Consider the following 15,567-nt stretch of genomic DNA (forward strand, 5'->3'; position numbering starts at 1 on the left):
GCACGGTGGCGGGTCGGATCGGCTGCGGACGCCTCCCGTCAACCAGGGTTGACATCGGAGGTGCTGTCAACGTATGTTGACGGCATGAGTCAGGCGACAGAACTCGCGGCGGCAGCCGGCAGCACCGACCCCCGGGTCGGGCTGCGCGCCGTCCGCGCGCTTCGCCGGCTCCTCGAGCGGCTCGAGGTGGTCCAGGTGGACAACGCCCGACGACAGGGCTGGTCCTGGCAGGAGATCGCCGACGCGCTCGAGGTCAGCCGGCAGGCCGTGCACAAGAAGCACGCCGGGCGACCGGCGGTCAACTCATCCTGGGAGGCGTGATGTTCGAACGGTTCACCGACCGTGCGCGCGACGTGGTGCGACGGGCGCTGGAGGAGGCGCGGGCCGAGGGCCAGCGGCCGGTCGGCACCGAGCACCTGCTGCTCGCCCTGCTCGCCGACGAGGCCGGGCTGGCCAGCCGGGTGCTCGCCGACGCCGGAGTACGCGCCGACGACCTGCGCGAACGCGTCCGTCGACACACCGCCAGCGGCGGCGCCGGCCTCGGCGACGCGGACGCGGCGGCCCTGCGGGAGATCGGCATCGACCTGGCCGCGATCGTCGCCCGCATCGAACAGTCCTTCGGCCCGGACGCGCTCCGGCAGGCGGTGCCGGCGCCGCGCCGCCGCTGGGGGCGTAAGCGGTACCTCGGCGGCCCGTTCTCGCCCCGCTCGAAGAAGGCGCTGGAGCTGTCCCTGCGGGAGGCCCTGCGCCTGCGCCACCGCCACATCGGCACCGAGCACATCCTGCTCGGAGTGCTCCGGGAGGGAAACGGGCTGGGCGCGCTGGTGCTCACCGAGTCCGGCATCGACCTCGACGACCTACGCCGACGGGTGGAGCTCGCACTGCGCGCGGCGGCGTGACGGGGAGGCTCGTCCTGAAACCTGTCTGTGGCACTTCCGACGCGCGCTGTTCGCCGGGTCGCTGAAGCTGTCCCGGTGCTGCACACTTGCGCCGTGGATGCTGGACAGGACAGGCGGCCCTCAGGCGGCGACGGCGGGTTGCGCTCCGCCGTGGTGGTCAACCCGGTCAAGGTCGACGATCTCGACGAGTTGCGTCGTACCGTCGACGACGCCCTGACCGCGGCCGGTTGGCCCGCGCCGCAGTGGTACGAGACGACAGTCGACGACCCGGGTCGCGGTCAGACCGAGCAGGCCGTCAAGGCCGGCGTCGACCTGGTCTTCGCCTGCGGGGGCGACGGCACCGTGATGTCCTGCGTCAGCGGGTTGGTCGGCACCGACGTGGCCCTCGCCGTGCTGCCGCAGGGCACCGGCAACCTGCTCGCCGCCAACCTGGGCCTCTCCACCGACCTGGCCGCCGGGTTGCAGGTCGCTGTCGAACGCGGCCGACGGCTGCTCGACGTCGGCGCTGTCGAGGACAAGTACTTCACCGTGATGGCCGGCATGGGCTTCGACGCCCAGATGCTCGAAGCCACGAACGAGACCACCAAGGCCCGCATCGGCTGGCCTGCGTACGTGGTGGGTGCCGCCCGTCACCTCCGGGACCGGCCGATGCGGGTGCAGATCCGCATCGACGACCGGCCGCCGCTGCGCCGCCGGGCCCGTTCGGTCCTGATCGCCAACGTCGGCCGGCTACAGGGCGGCGTGACCCTGCTGACCGAGGCCGAGCCGGACGACGGCTGGCTCGACGTCGCCGTGCTCACCCCGCGCAACCTGCGGCACTGGCTCGCGCTCGGCTGGGCGGTGGTCCGCCGCAGCGGCCGGGTGCCGCAGTTGGAGGTGTTCCGGGGCCGGCGGGTGGTGGTCAGCAGCAACCGGGCGCAGCCACGCGAGTTGGACGGCGACCTGATCTCCCCGGGCCGGCAGTTGCGGGCCGAGATCCGCCCCCAGGCGCTCTGGCTCTGCGTCCCCCAGCCCGAGGACGCCCCCGACCTGGCCGTCGACGCGCAGGGCGCCGGGGAGCGGGGCGAGCAGCTGATCGAGGACGCGCACCGTGAGTAGCACCCGGATCGTTCCCGAGACCCGGATGATGGCCGACGACGAGCTGTCCGCCGACGACGCTTGGCACACCCTGCGCCGGCAGGGCGGCTGGCACCTGCTGCGGGACGCGTTCATCCGGTTCCGCTACGGCGACGGGTTCAGCCACTCCCGGGCCTTCGCGCTGCAACTCTGCCTCGCCGTGGTGCCGTTCCTGATCGCCCTCACCGGCCTGATCAGCGAGCTGGGCGTCGAGGAGGGCGGCCAGGTGGTCGCCGACACCGTCCTGGCGCTCACCCCCGGCCAGAGCGCGCAGATGGTCGGCGAGCTGCTCGGGGAGGGCGAACGCGTCGAGGACGCGGGAGAGCTGGCACTCACCCTCGGTCTGCTCACCGGCCTGGTCGCGCTCACCACCACGATGGCCCAGATCGAGCGGGGCGCCAACCGCATCTACGGCGTCGAACGGGACCGCCCGGCGCTGCGGAAGTACCTGCGTGCCGCCGTCCTGGCCGTCACCGCGGGCCTGCCCGCGCTCGCCGGCTTCCTGATCCTGGTCGGCGGCGGCGCGATGGGCGACTCGGTCCGCGAACACTACGAGTGGGGCGCGCTCGCCAACGGCATCTGGGACGTGATCCGCTTCCCGCTGAGCCTCGCGCTGACCGTCGTCGCCGTCGCCGTGCTGTTCCGACACGCGCCGCGGCGCAACCAGCCCGGCCTGTCCTGGCTGTTGTTCGGCGCCGGCATCGCCACCGCGCTGTGGTGGCTGGCCAGCCTGTTGCTCGCCGCGTACGTGCGGTTCAGTGACGGTTTCGGGCAGACCTACGGCGCCCTCACCGGGATGATGGCGCTGCTGCTCTGGGCCAACCTGACCGGGATGGCGCTCTTCGGTGGGCTGGCCTTCGCCGCCCAACTGGAGGCGCTGCGCATCGGTGTGCAGGAGCCCGCCCAACCGGACCTGTGGGAGCCCGACCCGGACCGCGCCGAGCTGTACGACACCGGGGACATGTCGGCGCTCTAGCGGCACCGGCGTGTACGACGGACGCGGATCGGGTAAAGCGCCTCGCCAGACAGACAAGGGAGGTGCGGGGTGACCGCGGTCAAAGAGGTGGCGCGCCGTCCGATCGGTCATTTCGCCGAACGGAGCATTGCCGGTCTGGTGGCCGTCACCGGTGCCGGGGTGGCCTTCGGGCTGCTGTTGTTGCTCGTCCGGGTGCAGTGGAGCCCTCTGCAGGATGCCGACCACGCGCTCGCCGAGTGGTTCAACGGGCTCGTCGCCCCGCACCACGCACTGGTCACGGTGCTCCAGGCGGTGACGGACCTGGGCGGCCGGCCGATCCTCATCTGGCTGGTCACCATCGCCGTGGTCGGGCTGCTGATCCGACGGCAGGCCCGCCTCGCCGTCTACCTGATCATCACGGGGGTCGGCGGTCTGATCCTCGACCCGTCTCTGAAGACGCTTGTCGGCCGGCTCCGTCCGGTCGTGGACGTGCCGATCGCCAGCGCGCCCGGCAACAGCTTCCCGAGCGGGCACGCGCTCGGCTCGTTCGTCGCGTACGGAGCGCTGCTGCTGGTGTTCCTGCCGGCGATGGCGCCCCGCTGGCGCAAGCCGGCCATCGTCGGGGTCGGTGTGCTGGTGGCGCTGGTCGGGCTGACCCGGATCGCGCTGGGCGTGCACTTCGTCTCCGACGTGCTGGCCGCCTGGCTGCTCGGGGCCGCCTGGCTGGGCGTCACCGCGTACGCCTTCCGACTGTGGCGGCGGGAGCGCGGTCGGCCGGTGCCGCCGCTGACCGAGGGCCTGGAACCGGAGGCGGGGCACGACATCGCCCCCGCCCCGGCCGAGGAACACGTGTTGGCCCACCCCCGCTCGGCGGTGGCCGAGCTGCTGGTCGGCTGGGTGATCGTGTTCGGCGCGCTGTACGGCTTCGGCACGTACGTCAGCTACCACGCCAAGGGCACCTTCTTCGACACCCTCGACACGGAGGTGCCGCGGTGGTTCGCCGAGCGGCACACCGAGGTGCTGACCGACGTCAGCTGGTGGTGGAGCAAGTTCGGTGACACCCATGCCATCCTGCTGATCTCGCTGGTGTTCTGCCCGCTGGTGCTGGCGGTGTGGCGGCGCTGGCGTCCGGTGCTCTTCGTGGCGCTGGCGATGGTGGGTGAGCTGACCCTCTTCCTCGCGTCGGCCCGCGCGGTCGACCGGCCGCGTCCGCCGGTGGAGAACCTGGACGGGCAGATGCCCACCTCGTCGTTCCCGTCCGGGCACATCGCGGCCACCATCTGCGTCTGGCTGGCGATCACCCTCATCGTGTTCCCGCGTACCGACCGGTGGTGGCGTTGGGTCTTCGTGGCGCTGGCCGTGCTCATGCCGGTCGGGGTGGCCACCTCCCGGATGTACCGGGGGATGCACCACCCGACCGACTTCATGGGCGCGATCCTGCTCTCCGCGCTCTGGATCGGGTTGCTCTACCTGGTGATCCGTCCGAACGAGGACCTGAAGGAAGGTAACCAACCGGCCATCGAGTCGGAGGACGTGGACACCCTCGACGACGAGCTGGCGCGGGCCGGCCGAGCCGACTAGGCGCCGCCGTCGTGTTGCGGGTGATGACCTGGAACATCCGCACCGGCGGCCGGGATCGCGGCGGCTCCGACCGGCTGGACCAGGTGGTCCAGGTCGTCGACGAGCAGGCACCGGACGTGCTGGCCCTGCAGGAGCTGCGCGGCTTCGACCGGGACGGCCTGATGGCCACCGTGGCGGGTCGGGTGGGGATGATCCCCCACCTGGCCCGGTCCTGCTTCGGGCAGCCGGTGGCGGTGCTGGTCCGCCCGCCGTACCGGATCGTCGACGCGGGGGCGGTGCGCCGCCCGTTCCACCACGCCGCCGCCCGCGTCGTGGTGGCCACGTCCGCCGGCCCGTTCACCGTGCTCGGCACCCACCTCTACCCGTACTCCGGGGGCCGGCGGCGGATGGAGGTCGACTGGCTGGTCGCCGCGATGCGCCGCCACCAGGGGCCGCTGACGCTGGTCACCGGTGACCTCAACTCGCTCGATCCGACCGTCGACCACACCGCCCGCCTGGCCGGGATGCCGGCCCTCTACCGGCGGCGGCACCTGCGCCGCTCCGGTGGCGCTGTGGACACCCGCGCGATTGCCCGGCTGCTCGCCGCCGGCCTCGTCGACCTCTGGCCGTCGGGCAACGCCGACGCACCGGAGGCCGCCGGTCACACTGTGCCCACCGGACTGGGCGGGGCCGAGTTCGCCGGGATGCGGCTGGACTACCTGCTCGGCAGCACCGCGGTGGCGCAGCGGACGCACGACTGTCGGGTGATCCGCGACGGCGCGGCGGCCACGGCCTCGGACCACTACCCGCTGCTCGCCACGCTGGAGTTGTCTCCCGGGTGAGGCGTGCGGGGCTCAGAGCACCAGATTCAGCAGGACGGTCAGCACCACCGAGGCCAGGATCGAGAAGAGGATCATCAGGAGGCAGCCGAGGCCCCCACCGAGCGGGCGGATCTCCGTGTTGCCGAAGCGCATGACGTTCACCTGTCCGTGAGTACGGGATGAGGGGCGAGCAGGTGCCGGATCGCGTCCGCGACGGCTGTCGGGGCGGTCGTGACCACGTTGTGCGCGGCACCGGGCACGACCACCAGGGCCGCCTCCGGCACCAGCCGCGCCGCCTCGTCCCGCCACCGTTGCGGCACGACCGGGTCGCGATCACCGGTCACGACGACAGTCGGCGCGCTGACGCGGACGAGGTCCGCCTCTATCGCGTTCCGCACCGAGTGCGACAGCGTCGCGAGCACCCGCCAGGGCCGGGCGTTCCAGACGTCCCGCACCAGGATCGGCGCTTGGAGCGGCGCCTCACGCAGGGTGTCCACCAGCCAACGACCGAACTGGCCTCGTCGGGACCGGGCCGCCGGGTCACTCGTCGGTCCGGCCAACACCAGCGCGCGTACCGCGTCGGGGTGGGTCGCGGCGAGCGCCGCGGCCACCTCCGCGCCGAACGAGTGCCCCAGCAGGCAGACCGGCGGCAATTGGTACGCGGCCAGCCAGGCGGCCAGGTGGTCGGCGTGCCGGCGTACGTCGTACGCGCCCCGGGGGTGTTCGGACAGCCCGAAGCCGGGCAGGTCCGGCACGTACACCGGGTTGGTGGCGGCGAGCGCGACGGCCAGCGGGGTGAGGTAGCGGTGCGAGACCGCCAGGCCGTGTACCAGCACCACGGGTGGCGCCCCGGTCCCCGGGTCGGCGCTGCGGCGGGTGTGGGTGGGCAGCCCGTCGACGACCCGCCACTCGCTGCTCAGTCCGCCGGCCGGTCGGGGCGCGGCCATGGCGAGCCGCAGCTCGGCCGGCCCGAACCGGCCGACGGCGGTGCGGCCGGGCGGCCGAGGGGTCACGGCTCGGTTCACAGGTCACGCAACCGCGGGAGCAACTGCTCCTGCGCCCAGTCCAGGAACATCGGTTGGGTCTCCCCGCCGACCTGGATGATCGCCACGTGGGTGAAGCCGGCGTCGACGAACTTGCGGAACGCCTCGACGTGCGCGTCCACATCCGGACCGCAGGAGACGCCCTCGGCGACGTCCTCCTCCCGGACGAACTGGGTGGCGGCGGCGAAGGACTCCGGGCCGGGCAGGTCGGCGTTGACCTTCCAACCCATCCCGAACCAGCGGAACTGGTCGTGCACGATCTTGCGGCACTCCGCCTCGTCGGGGCCGTAGCAGATGGCCACCTGGCCGTAACGCGGCTGGCCGGCGCCTCCGGCGTCGTCGTACATCTCGATGATGTGCCGGTCGGGTTCGGTGGAGATGAGGCCGTTGCCGTACTCGGCGGCCAGCGTCGCGGACTGCCGACCGGACGCGGCGACGGCCATCGGCACCGGGCGTTCCGGGCGGTCCCAGATGTAGGCGTCGGGCACGTCGAAGTGGTTGCCGGAGAAGGTCAGAGTCTCCCCGTTCAGCAACGGCCGGATGATCTGCAACGCCTCCTCGAACATCTCGTGCCGCTGCTGGACGTGCGGCCAGCCGCCGACCACGTGCTCGTTCAGGTTCTCCCCGGCGCCCAGGCCGAGCGTGAAACGGCCGTCCGAGAGCGCCCCGATGGTGCTGGCCTTCTGCGCGACCACGGCCGGGTGGTAACGGCGGATCGGGCAGGTCACGAAGGACATCAGCTCCGCGCGGGAGGTGGCGTGGGCGACCGCGCCGAGCACCGACCAGGCGTACGGGGAGTGGCCCTGAGACTCCAGCCAGGGGTAGTAGTGGTCGGACACCACCAGTTGGTCGAAGCCAGCCGCCTCGGCCCGTACCGCGTGGTCCACCAGCTGCTTGGGCCCGGCCTGCTCGCTCATCAGGGTGTAGCCGACGCTGACCATCCTGGTATCCCCTCTCACTGACGGATCGTTCCCGGGATACCCCGGTGCACGGCGGTCAACCCTCTCGTCCGGTTCGGCTGTCGCGGTGCTTGACGGATCGCGGCCACCTGCCTACCGTCGCTCTTAACCGGTTAAGAGCCGGGTGTGGCGCACATCCTGTGGTGGGGATGACCGCCCCGTGACGGCCCGCGTCCGCGTGGGCCGTTGCGGCTGTCCGGGCTGCGGGCCCGTCAACTGAACCGGTTGCGAAGGCGAATCCATCGTCCTACGCTGATGCGTGCGCCGGGAGCCGGGCGCGGCTGCCGGGCTGCAGCCGCCTTCCCTGTCACATCCCCACCCCGGTCGGGCGCCGGGGGTCCTCCCTGAGGAAGGCCATGAAGACTCGACTCTCCGCCGCCGGCGCGACACTGCTCGCGTTGCTCGTCACCGTGCTGGCGTTCGGCCAGCCGGCGCACGCCGCGGCCGGCTTCTCCGTCGCCGGCGGCAAGTTGTACGACGCCAACGGCGCCGAATTCATCATGCGCGGCGTCAACCACGCGCACACCTGGTACCCGCAGCAGACCAGCTCGTTCGCCGACGTCAAGGCGCTCGGCGCGAACACCGTGCGGGTGGTGCTCTCCAGCGGCGACCGGTGGACCCGCAACACCAATGCCGACGTCGCCAACGTCATCTCGCTCTGCAAGGCCAACCGGCTGATCTGCGTGCTGGAGGTGCACGACACCACCGGGTACGGCGAGCAGAGCGGCGCGATCACCCTCGACCGCGCCGTCGACTACTGGCTCAGCCTCGCCGACGTCCTCGCCGGCCAGGAGAGGTACGTCATCGTCAACATCGGCAACGAGCCGTACGGCAACCAGAACTACGCCTCGTGGGCCACCGACAACGCCAACGCGATCAAGCGCCTGCGGGCCGGCGGGCTGACCCACACGATCATGGTGGACGCCCCGAACTGGGGGCAGGACTGGTCGTTCACCATGCGCGACAACGCCGCGTCGGTCTTCGCCGCCGACCCGGCCCGCAACACCGTGTTCTCCATCCACATGTACGGGGTGTTCGACACCGCCGCGGAGATCAGCGACTATCTGGGCCGATTCCGCTCGGCGGGCCTGCCCATCGTGGTCGGTGAGTTCGGCTTCAACCACTCCGACGGTAATCCGGACGAGGACGCCATCCTCGCGTACAGCCAGGCCAACGGCATCGGTTGGCTGGGCTGGTCGTGGAGCGGCAACGGCGGCGGCGTCGAGTACCTCGACCTGGCCACCAACTTCAACCCGGCGAGCCTGACCGACTGGGGTCAGCGCCTCTTCAACGGCGCCAACGGCATCCGGCAGACCGCCCGCGAGGCCACCGTCTTCGGCGGCACCCCACCGCCGACGACGCCACCCCCGACGACGCCACCGCCGACGACGCCCCCGCCGACCGGTGGTTGCACCGCGACGTACACGGTGACCAACCAGTGGCAGGGCGGCTTCCAGGGTGAGGTACGGGTGACCGCCGGCGCGAGGGCGATCACCGGCTGGACCGCAGGGTGGACCTTCGCCAACGGCCAGCGGGTCACCCAGTCCTGGAATGTGGCCCTCACCAGCAGCGGAACCACGGTGACCGCCCGCAACGCGGACCACAACGGACGGCTGGCCGCAGGGGCCAGTGCCACCTTCGGCTTCCTCGGCAGTTGGACCGGCACCAACAGTCTGCCGGCGGTGAGCTGCACGGCGAGCTGACCGTAGGACCGGTGGTCGGGTCCGCGTCGGACCCGGCCACCGGAACCCGATCTGGTCAGTGCTCTCCGGTCAGGTTCACGATGACCACTCCGACGATGATCAGCGCGATGCCGGTGAGTTTGGCGAGCCCCACCGACTCACCCAGGAACACCGCCCCGATCGCCACGATGGCCGCGGTGCCCAGACCCGACCAGAGGGCGTACGCCACACCCACCGGGATCTCCTTGACGGCCTGCGCCAGTAGGAGGAAAGCCAACGCGTAACCGCCGAGGCATGCCACCGTCGGCCAGAGGCGGCTGAACCCGGCCGTGCTCTTGATCAGGCTGGTCGCCAGCACCTCGGCGAGGATGGCGATCCCCAGCAGCACGTACGCCATGCGTCCCCTCGGTCCGTCGTGGTCGATGAGCCCGTCGCCGCCCCAGGCTAACGCCGGCAACGTCCACGATCCGTGCGCGTCGGGCCGCTTCGTGGGCGTCGGGCCGCGTCGCCCCGGGCCGCGCCGCCGACTCCTCGCGCTGGCGCCCCCGGTAGGGGCGGGGAGGGGGTTGGCAGGGTAGATCTTGGACACTTTCCGTTCCGCGCTAACGGAAACTGTCCGAGATTGCCAGCTGTGGCGGGTGAGGGTGCCCGGATCGCGCCGTGCGGGACCAGTTGACCCTGTCGTTACGGGAGATCGACGGACTGGGCGGCCAGGCGGGCTGCTCGCATGGTCAGGTAGAGCTGTTCGGGACGGCTGCTCGTGCGGGCGGCGGCGATCCGGTAGTCGGCGATCGCCTGGGCCCGCTCACCGGCCATCTCGTGCAGGTGGGCGCGGGCGGCGGCCAGCCGGTGGTGTCCGGCCAACTGCGGGTCGTTGCTCAGCGCGTCGAGGGCGGCCAGGCCGGCGGCCGGGCCGTGCACCATGGCCGTCGCCACGGCCCGGTTGAGGGCCACCACCGGGCTGCCGACCATGCGTTCCAGCACCTCGTACAGCGCCAGGATCTGCGGCCAGTCGGTCTGCTCGGTGCTCGGCGCCTCGTCGTGCAGGGCGGCGATGGCGGCCTGCACCTGGTACGGGCCGGCCGGCCCCCGCGGCAGGGCCCGGGTGACCAGTGCGACGCCCTCGGCGATCGCCGCCGCGTCCCAGCGGCTGCGGTCCTGATCGGCCAGTGAGATCAGCTCGCCGGAGGGCCCGGTCCGCGCCGGGCCGCGTGCCTCGGTGAGCAGCATCAACGCCAGCAGTCCGGCCGATTCGCTGTCGTTGGGCAGCAGCGTGTGCAGCGCGCGGGTCAGCCGGATCGCCTCCGCCGCGAGGTCGATGCGGCGCAGGTCCGGGCCGGTGGTGCTGGTGTGCCCCTCGGTGAAGACCAGGTAGAGCACCTGCCGCACGGCGACCAGCCGGTCCGCCCGTTCCGCCTGCTCGGGCATCCGGAACGACAGCCCGGACGTCTTGATGCGCTGCTTGGCCCGGCTGATCCGCTGCGCCATCGTCGCCTCGGGCACCAGGAACGCGCGGGCGATCTCGGCGGTGCTCAATCCGCCGACAGCGCGCAGGGTCAGCGCCACCGCCGACGTCGGGGCGAGCGCCGGGTGGCAGCAGAGGAAGAGCAGGACCAGCGTGTCGTCCCGCTCGGCGGTCAACTCCTCGTCCGGGGCTGGCGCGTACCCCCGGTCGTCCGGATCCCGGCGGGCGACCAGGTCCTCCCGGCGGCGTCGGGCCTGCTCACCGCGGACCAGCTCGATCATCCGGCGGTACCCGACCTGGATCAGCCAGCCACGCGGGTTCGCCGGCAGCCCCTCGGTCGGCCACTGGGTGGCGGCGGCCAGTAGCGCCTCCTGCACCGCGTCCTCGGCGGTGGCGAAGTCACCGAAGCGGCGGCTGAGCACGCCGAGGACCTGCGGCGCCAACTCGCGCAGCAGGTTCTCGACGTGGGGATCGGTGTTCAGCCCTCACAGCTCCTGGGACGGGGCGGACATCACCGGGTGCACCTCGATCGGCATGTTCAACGGCCGGCCACCGGGGCCGGGCGCCGTGGAGATGTACGAGGCCAGCTCCACGGCCCGCTGCGGGCTCTCGCAGTCGACGATCCAGAACCCGGCCAGGAACTCCTTCGTCTCGGCGAACGGCCCCTCGGTGACCACCGGCGCCCCGCCCTCACCAGCCCGGACGATCCGGGCCTGCTGCGGGCCGCCGAGACCCTGCGCGTCGACCCACTCACCGGCGGCGGTGAGCTTGTCGTTGACCTCGCCCATGAACGCGATGTGTGCCCGGACCTCGTCCTGGGTCCAGGTGTCGATGCTCGGGAAGTCGGTCCCGGCGGCGCTGAACTGCATCAACAGCATGTACTTCATGGTTGGCTCCTCACACCTGCGCACCCTCGTCGGTGCTCTCACCCTGAGGTAGAAGCACTCCGTGGCGTTCTCGACACCCCGGCCGAAGATTCTTGAGAATCCTGTCAGTCGACGGCGTCGACCTCCAGCACCAGAGTCTGCTCCGGGTGCAGGGCGGGCACCTGCACACCCACCCGGGCCAGCGCGGCCCCGCTGAGGGTGAGACCACCCGCCAGCCAGGTGGGCGCGGACAGGTCGATGGTCGCCGGGGCCGGTACGCCCGCCACCTGTCGCACCCGGTACCGCCGACCCGGGTCGAGGCCGGGCAGCCGTACCGCGCCGGGGACCTGCGCCACCGAGGTGGCCAGCCGGGCCACCGCGTACACCGCCCGGGTGTTGTCGTGATCGACCACGCCGTGTGCCCAGACGGCCGGGTCCGGGTGATCGACCCGGACCACCCGGCCAGCGTGCAGCAGCGGGCGCAGCCGCTTGTGCAGTGCCACCCAGGCGGCCAGCTCGGTCTGCTCGGCAGCGCTGATCGACGCGATGTCCCACTCGATGCCGTGGTGGCCGAAGAGCGCCGTCGCCGCCCGGAAACCCAGGTCGTGTACGCGGTTGGTGGTGTGCGAGCGTCCCGGCCCGATGTGGGTGCCGATCAGCTCTGGTGGCAGCAGCAGACCGGTCCAGCGCTGGATGCTGAGCCGCTCCAGGGCGTCGTTGCAGTCGCTGGCCCAGACCCGGTCGGTGCGCGCCAGGATGGCCAGGTCCACCCGGGCCCCGCCGGACGAGCAGCTCTCGATCTCCACGCCCGGGTGCCGATTGCGCAACTCGTCGAAGAGCCGGTAGACCGCCAGGGTCTGCCCGTGCACCCCGGGACGGCCGTGGTGCCCGGCCTCGGTGAGGTCCCGGTTCTGGTCCCACTTGAGGTACCGGATGCCGGGGTGGTCGGTGAGCAGCGTGTCGAGGCGTTCCAGCACATAGTCGTACGCCTCGGGGCGGCCCAGGTCGAGCACCTGCTGGTGACGCCAGGCCGGCGGCAGTCGCCCCGGCACGGCGAGCAGCCAGTCGGGGTGCGCGCGGAACAGGTCCGAGTCGGGGTTGACCATCTCCGGCTCGACCCAGAGGCCGAACTGGAGGCCCTGGCCGGTCACATGGTCGATCAACGGTTGCAGGCCGTCCGGCCAGACGCCCTCGTCGACGTACCAGTCGCCGAGCCCGGCGGTGTCGTCGCGCCGGCCGCGGAACCAGCCGTCGTCGAGCACGAACCGCTCCACGCCGATCTGCGCGGCCCGGTCGGCGAGCGCCCGCAGGCGGTCCAGGTCGTGGTCGAAGTAGACCGCCTCCCAGACGTTCAGGGTCACCGGGCGGGGGGAGCGCGGGTGCCCGGGACGGGCCCGGAGGTGGGTGTGCAGCACGTCGCTGAGCCCGTCCAGACCGGCGTCGGACCAGACCGCGTAGAGCAGGGGAGTCTCGTACGACTCGCCGGGGCCGAGGCGGACCTCCCCGGGGGCCAGCAGCTCACCGCCACCGAGGGTCGACTCGCCGGTGGGCCGACGCTCGGCGAAGGTCACGTGGTCGCCGCTCCAGGCGGTGTGCACCGCCCAGACCTCGCCGTGGCCGAAGCCGAACCCGGCGGTGCCGGCCACCAGCAGCAGCGTGGCGTCATGCCCGGTACGGCCGTGTCGGCCCTCGCGGACCCAGGCGCCGTGCTGCCACGGGTGCCGCTGCGGGGACCGTTCCCGACACCACCGGCCGGTCAGGTCGAGCAGTTCGGTGGCGACCGCCGGCACCGGCAGCGCCGGCGTCAACTCGCGCAGCTCGTACGCGCTGTCGCCGTCGTTGCGCAGCCGGTGCCGCACGGTAAGCAGGCCGTACGGGTCGAGCGTGATCTCGATGGTCAGGGTCAGCCCGGCGGCCGGGTCCGACGCCCGCACGGTCAGCAGCGCCGCGCCGGGCCCGCCGTGCCCACCGTCGGAGGGGAGTACGCCCACCACCTCCCCGCCCGCAGCCAGGTGGCCCGGGTCGGGGTCGTTGTCGCGCACGTCCCACCCGTCCAGGCGGAAGGAGGTGGACCAGTCTCGCCCGTCGCGGTGCCCGGCCAGGCCGGGTCGTCCGCTCCAGCCGGCGCTCGCCTCCGGCAGCAGGGACAGCACGGTCGGCTGGTCGAAGCTGCTCGGCACCACCGGCGGTACGGTCGCGTCGACGAGGTGGCGCAGGCCGTCGTCGTCGAGGTCGCCGACGTCGCCGCCCCAGTGCACGACCCGGGGCAGCCCCGGGCCGCGCGCGTCGAGCACCAGGCTGGTCCGCGCGCGGCGCAGGTGCAGGATCGTCATCCCTTTGAGGCTCCCAAGGTCAGGCCCCGAACGAAGTGCCGCTGGAGCATAAAGAAGATCACCAGGGTGGGGATCGCGACGAGCACGCTGCCCGCCGAGACCAGGTTGTTGTCGGTGAAGAACTCACCGCGCAGGTTGTTGAGCGAGCTGGTCACCGGGAACTTGTCGCCGGTGCGCATGAGGACGGTGGCCCAGAAGAACTCGTTGTAGATCCAGGTCACCTCCAGGGTCGCCAGCGCGGCCAGGGCCGGCCGGCACAGCGGCATGGTGACCTGCCAGTACTGCCGCCAGATGCTCGCCCCGTCGACCATCGCCGCCTCGTACAGGTCACGGGGCAGCGCCTTCATGTAGTTGCTGAGCACGAAGACGCAGAAGCCGCACTGGAACGCCACGTTGATCAGGATCAGGCCCCAGTAGCTGTCGTAGAGCAGCTCCGAGTCGCTCATGAACTCCGGCAGCGGCACCTCGGTGAACAGCCGGAACAGCGGGATGAGCAGCGCCTGCTGGGGCAGCAGGTTGGCCGCGGTGAAGATCCCGAGCAGGACGAGGTTGAGCTTCCAACTGAACCGGGCGATGACGAACGCCACGCAGGAGGCGAGGAAGAGGGTAAGCAGCACCGCCGGCACGGTGATGTACACCGAGTTGAGGAAGTGCTGGCCGAACTCCGCCGTCCGCCAGGCGGTGACGTAGTTGTCGAACGTCCAGCCGCCGAACGACACGTAGCCGTTCGCGGCGGTGTAGTCGTACGACCGCAGCGAGGTCAGCACCGCCCAGGCGATCGGGAAGAGCCAGGCCAGCGAGACGACGATGAGGAAGCCGTGCAGCAGTATCCGTAACGGGGTCAGCTTGCGGCGGCGCGGCGGCGCGTCGGGCCCGCCCTCGGTACGCCGGGTGATGGTCGCGGTGCTCATTCCCGGTTCTCCCTCATCACGGTCGCCAGGTAGATGGTGATGAAGACCAGCGAGACGACCAGCATGATCGTTGCCAGTGCCGAGCCGAACCCGATCCGGCTCGCCTCACCCACCACGTTCTGGGTGACCAGCGCGGAGATCAGCTCCAGCCCGTTGCGGCCCTTGTTGACCACCCAGACGAGGTCGAACGCGCGCAGCGACTCGATCACGGTCACCACCAGCACGATGATGTTGATGGGCCGCATGACCGGGAACACGACCCGGAAGAACGCCCGGCTCTCCGAGGCGCCGTCGACCGCCGCCGCCTCGCGCAACGATGGATCGACGCCCTTCAGCCCTGCCAGGTAGAGCAGCATGATGTAGCCGACGTGCCGCCACCCGGAGGCGACCATCACCGCCCAGATGTTGACGTTCGAGTCGCCGTACCAGTCGATGTTGCTGCCGAAGACGGCGTTGATCAGCCCCTGGTCGCGGGAGTAGAGAAGCTGCCAGACGAAGCCGATGAGCGCCAGCGAGAGCACCACCGGCAGGTAGAGCGCGGTCTGGTAGAAGCGGCTGCCGCGCAGCTCCTTGTCCAGCAGCACGGCCAGGAACATGCCGAACGGGGTGGCGACCACGAACAGCGCCGCCAGCCAGAGCAGGTTGTGCTGGACCGCCGGCACGAACGGCGGGTAGATGTTCACCACGTCGCTGTAGTTGCGCGCGCCGACGAACTCGATCTCGTTGAGTGGGCCGATGCCGTCCCAGTTGGTGCCGGAGAGCAGCACGGTGGCTGCCGCCGGCAACCAGACGAATCCGGTGACGAGCAGCAGCGGGACGAGCACCATCAGCGTGATGACCACGCGGTCGGTGCGGGACAGGAGCCGTAGCCGCCGGCGACGACCACCCGTGGAGGTGGTCGTGGCCGGCGGCGGCACGGCGCGATCCGCTTGGATCAGGGGCAGGTCGGACACGATG

Annotated in this window: 16 protein-coding genes; 7 read left to right on the forward strand and 9 right to left on the reverse strand. The window is 71.6% G+C overall.

From position 1 onward, the window contains the following. Window positions 1-84 precede the first annotated feature (84 nt). From ACFYL6_RS27950 to ACFYL6_RS27975, 6 genes are all read left to right on the forward strand, one after another. Window positions 85-321, forward strand: coding sequence for an HTH domain-containing protein (locus tag ACFYL6_RS27950; protein ID WP_007457155.1), 237 nt, complete (start codon window positions 85-87; stop codon window positions 319-321). Further along, window positions 321-899, forward strand: coding sequence for a Clp protease N-terminal domain-containing protein (locus tag ACFYL6_RS27955; protein ID WP_387175887.1), 579 nt, complete (start codon window positions 321-323; stop codon window positions 897-899). Before ACFYL6_RS27950 ends, ACFYL6_RS27955 begins: the two co-directional genes overlap by 1 nt. A gap of 93 nt (window positions 900-992) precedes the next feature. Next, the gene (locus tag ACFYL6_RS27960) at window positions 993-1,997 is read left to right on the forward strand and encodes a diacylglycerol/lipid kinase family protein (protein WP_387175694.1); all 1,005 of its coding nucleotides are present in this window, start codon (window positions 993-995) and stop codon (window positions 1,995-1,997) included. After that, window positions 1,990-2,991: a YihY/virulence factor BrkB family protein gene (locus ACFYL6_RS27965; RefSeq protein ID WP_387175696.1), complete on the forward strand. Its 1,002-nt coding sequence runs from the start codon at window positions 1,990-1,992 to the stop codon at window positions 2,989-2,991. The genes ACFYL6_RS27960 and ACFYL6_RS27965 overlap by 8 nt, the downstream gene beginning before the upstream one ends. A gap of 69 nt (window positions 2,992-3,060) precedes the next feature. Continuing rightward, a complete protein-coding gene (locus tag ACFYL6_RS27970) occupies window positions 3,061-4,551 on the forward strand; it encodes a phosphatase PAP2 family protein (RefSeq protein ID WP_387175698.1) in 1,491 nt (496 codons plus the stop codon). An 11-nt stretch (window positions 4,552-4,562) separates the two neighbouring features. Further along, window positions 4,563-5,372, forward strand: a complete 810-nt coding sequence (locus ACFYL6_RS27975; RefSeq protein ID WP_387175700.1) for an endonuclease/exonuclease/phosphatase family protein — start codon at window positions 4,563-4,565, stop codon at window positions 5,370-5,372. 12 nt (window positions 5,373-5,384) lie between these two features. On the opposite strand, the gene ACFYL6_RS27980 is transcribed toward ACFYL6_RS27975, so the two are convergent. Genes ACFYL6_RS27980 through ACFYL6_RS27990 form a run of 3 tightly spaced genes read right to left on the reverse strand, consistent with a single transcriptional unit; the run spans window position 5,385 to window position 7,335 of the window. After that, window positions 5,385-5,513, reverse strand: coding sequence for a hypothetical protein (locus tag ACFYL6_RS27980; protein ID WP_387175897.1), 129 nt, complete (start codon window positions 5,511-5,513; stop codon window positions 5,385-5,387). Continuing rightward, entirely contained in the window at window positions 5,510-6,376 is an 867-nt protein-coding gene (locus tag ACFYL6_RS27985; RefSeq protein WP_387175702.1) for an alpha/beta fold hydrolase, read from the reverse strand. Before ACFYL6_RS27985 ends, ACFYL6_RS27980 begins: the two co-directional genes overlap by 4 nt. After that, complete coding sequence (locus ACFYL6_RS27990) at window positions 6,373-7,335, reverse strand: TIGR03557 family F420-dependent LLM class oxidoreductase (RefSeq protein WP_387175704.1); 963 nt, start codon at window positions 7,333-7,335, stop codon at window positions 6,373-6,375. The genes ACFYL6_RS27985 and ACFYL6_RS27990 overlap by 4 nt, the downstream gene beginning before the upstream one ends. Before the next feature lie 374 nt (window positions 7,336-7,709). On the opposite strand from ACFYL6_RS27990, the gene ACFYL6_RS27995 reads away from it, so the two are divergent. Beyond that, window positions 7,710-9,056: a cellulase family glycosylhydrolase gene (locus ACFYL6_RS27995; RefSeq protein ID WP_387175706.1), complete on the forward strand. Its 1,347-nt coding sequence runs from the start codon at window positions 7,710-7,712 to the stop codon at window positions 9,054-9,056. Between the two features lie 55 nt (window positions 9,057-9,111). Here the strand turns inward: ACFYL6_RS27995 and ACFYL6_RS28000 are convergent, their stop codons facing one another. From ACFYL6_RS28000 to ACFYL6_RS28025, 6 genes are all read right to left on the reverse strand, one after another. Continuing rightward, window positions 9,112-9,432: a DMT family transporter gene (locus ACFYL6_RS28000; protein ID WP_387175708.1), complete on the reverse strand. Its 321-nt coding sequence runs from the start codon at window positions 9,430-9,432 to the stop codon at window positions 9,112-9,114. A 287-nt stretch (window positions 9,433-9,719) separates the two neighbouring features. Then, complete coding sequence (locus ACFYL6_RS28005; RefSeq protein ID WP_387175889.1) at window positions 9,720-10,982, reverse strand: RNA polymerase sigma factor; 1,263 nt, start codon at window positions 10,980-10,982, stop codon at window positions 9,720-9,722. 3 nt (window positions 10,983-10,985) lie between these two features. Next, complete coding sequence (locus ACFYL6_RS28010; RefSeq protein WP_387175710.1) at window positions 10,986-11,387, reverse strand: YciI family protein; 402 nt, start codon at window positions 11,385-11,387, stop codon at window positions 10,986-10,988. A 104-nt stretch (window positions 11,388-11,491) separates the two neighbouring features. Continuing rightward, window positions 11,492-13,699 carry an alpha-galactosidase gene (locus ACFYL6_RS28015; protein WP_387175712.1) on the reverse strand — a complete coding sequence of 736 codons (2,208 nt, stop codon included), beginning with the start codon at window positions 13,697-13,699 and terminating at the stop codon, window positions 11,492-11,494. After that, window positions 13,696-14,610, reverse strand: a complete 915-nt coding sequence (locus ACFYL6_RS28020; protein WP_387175713.1) for a carbohydrate ABC transporter permease — start codon at window positions 14,608-14,610, stop codon at window positions 13,696-13,698. The genes ACFYL6_RS28015 and ACFYL6_RS28020 overlap by 4 nt, the downstream gene beginning before the upstream one ends. Beyond that, entirely contained in the window at window positions 14,607-15,563 is a 957-nt protein-coding gene (locus tag ACFYL6_RS28025) for a carbohydrate ABC transporter permease (RefSeq protein WP_387175715.1), read from the reverse strand. Before ACFYL6_RS28025 ends, ACFYL6_RS28020 begins: the two co-directional genes overlap by 4 nt. Window positions 15,564-15,567: the final 4 nt, after the last annotated feature.

It is taken from the genome of Micromonospora sp. NPDC007208, from assembly GCF_042869175.1.
GTDB classification, from domain to species: Bacteria; Actinomycetota; Actinomycetes; order Mycobacteriales; family Micromonosporaceae; genus Micromonospora; species Micromonospora foliorum.

Coding starts and splice junctions, on each gene's coding strand:
- ACFYL6_RS27950 (WP_007457155.1), top strand. CDS start 85: ATGAGTCAGGCGACAGAACTCGCGGCGGCAGCCGGCAGCACCGACCCC.
- ACFYL6_RS27955 (WP_387175887.1), top strand. CDS start 321: ATGTTCGAACGGTTCACCGACCGTGCGCGCGACGTGGTGCGACGGGCG.
- ACFYL6_RS27990 (WP_387175704.1), bottom strand. CDS start 7,335: ATGGTCAGCGTCGGCTACACCCTGATGAGCGAGCAGGCCGGGCCCAAG.
- ACFYL6_RS27995 (WP_387175706.1), top strand. CDS start 7,710: ATGAAGACTCGACTCTCCGCCGCCGGCGCGACACTGCTCGCGTTGCTC.
- ACFYL6_RS28000 (WP_387175708.1), bottom strand. CDS start 9,432: ATGGCGTACGTGCTGCTGGGGATCGCCATCCTCGCCGAGGTGCTGGCG.
- ACFYL6_RS28010 (WP_387175710.1), bottom strand. CDS start 11,387: ATGAAGTACATGCTGTTGATGCAGTTCAGCGCCGCCGGGACCGACTTC.
- ACFYL6_RS28015 (WP_387175712.1), bottom strand. CDS start 13,699: ATGACGATCCTGCACCTGCGCCGCGCGCGGACCAGCCTGGTGCTCGAC.
- ACFYL6_RS28020 (WP_387175713.1), bottom strand. CDS start 14,610: ATGAGCACCGCGACCATCACCCGGCGTACCGAGGGCGGGCCCGACGCG.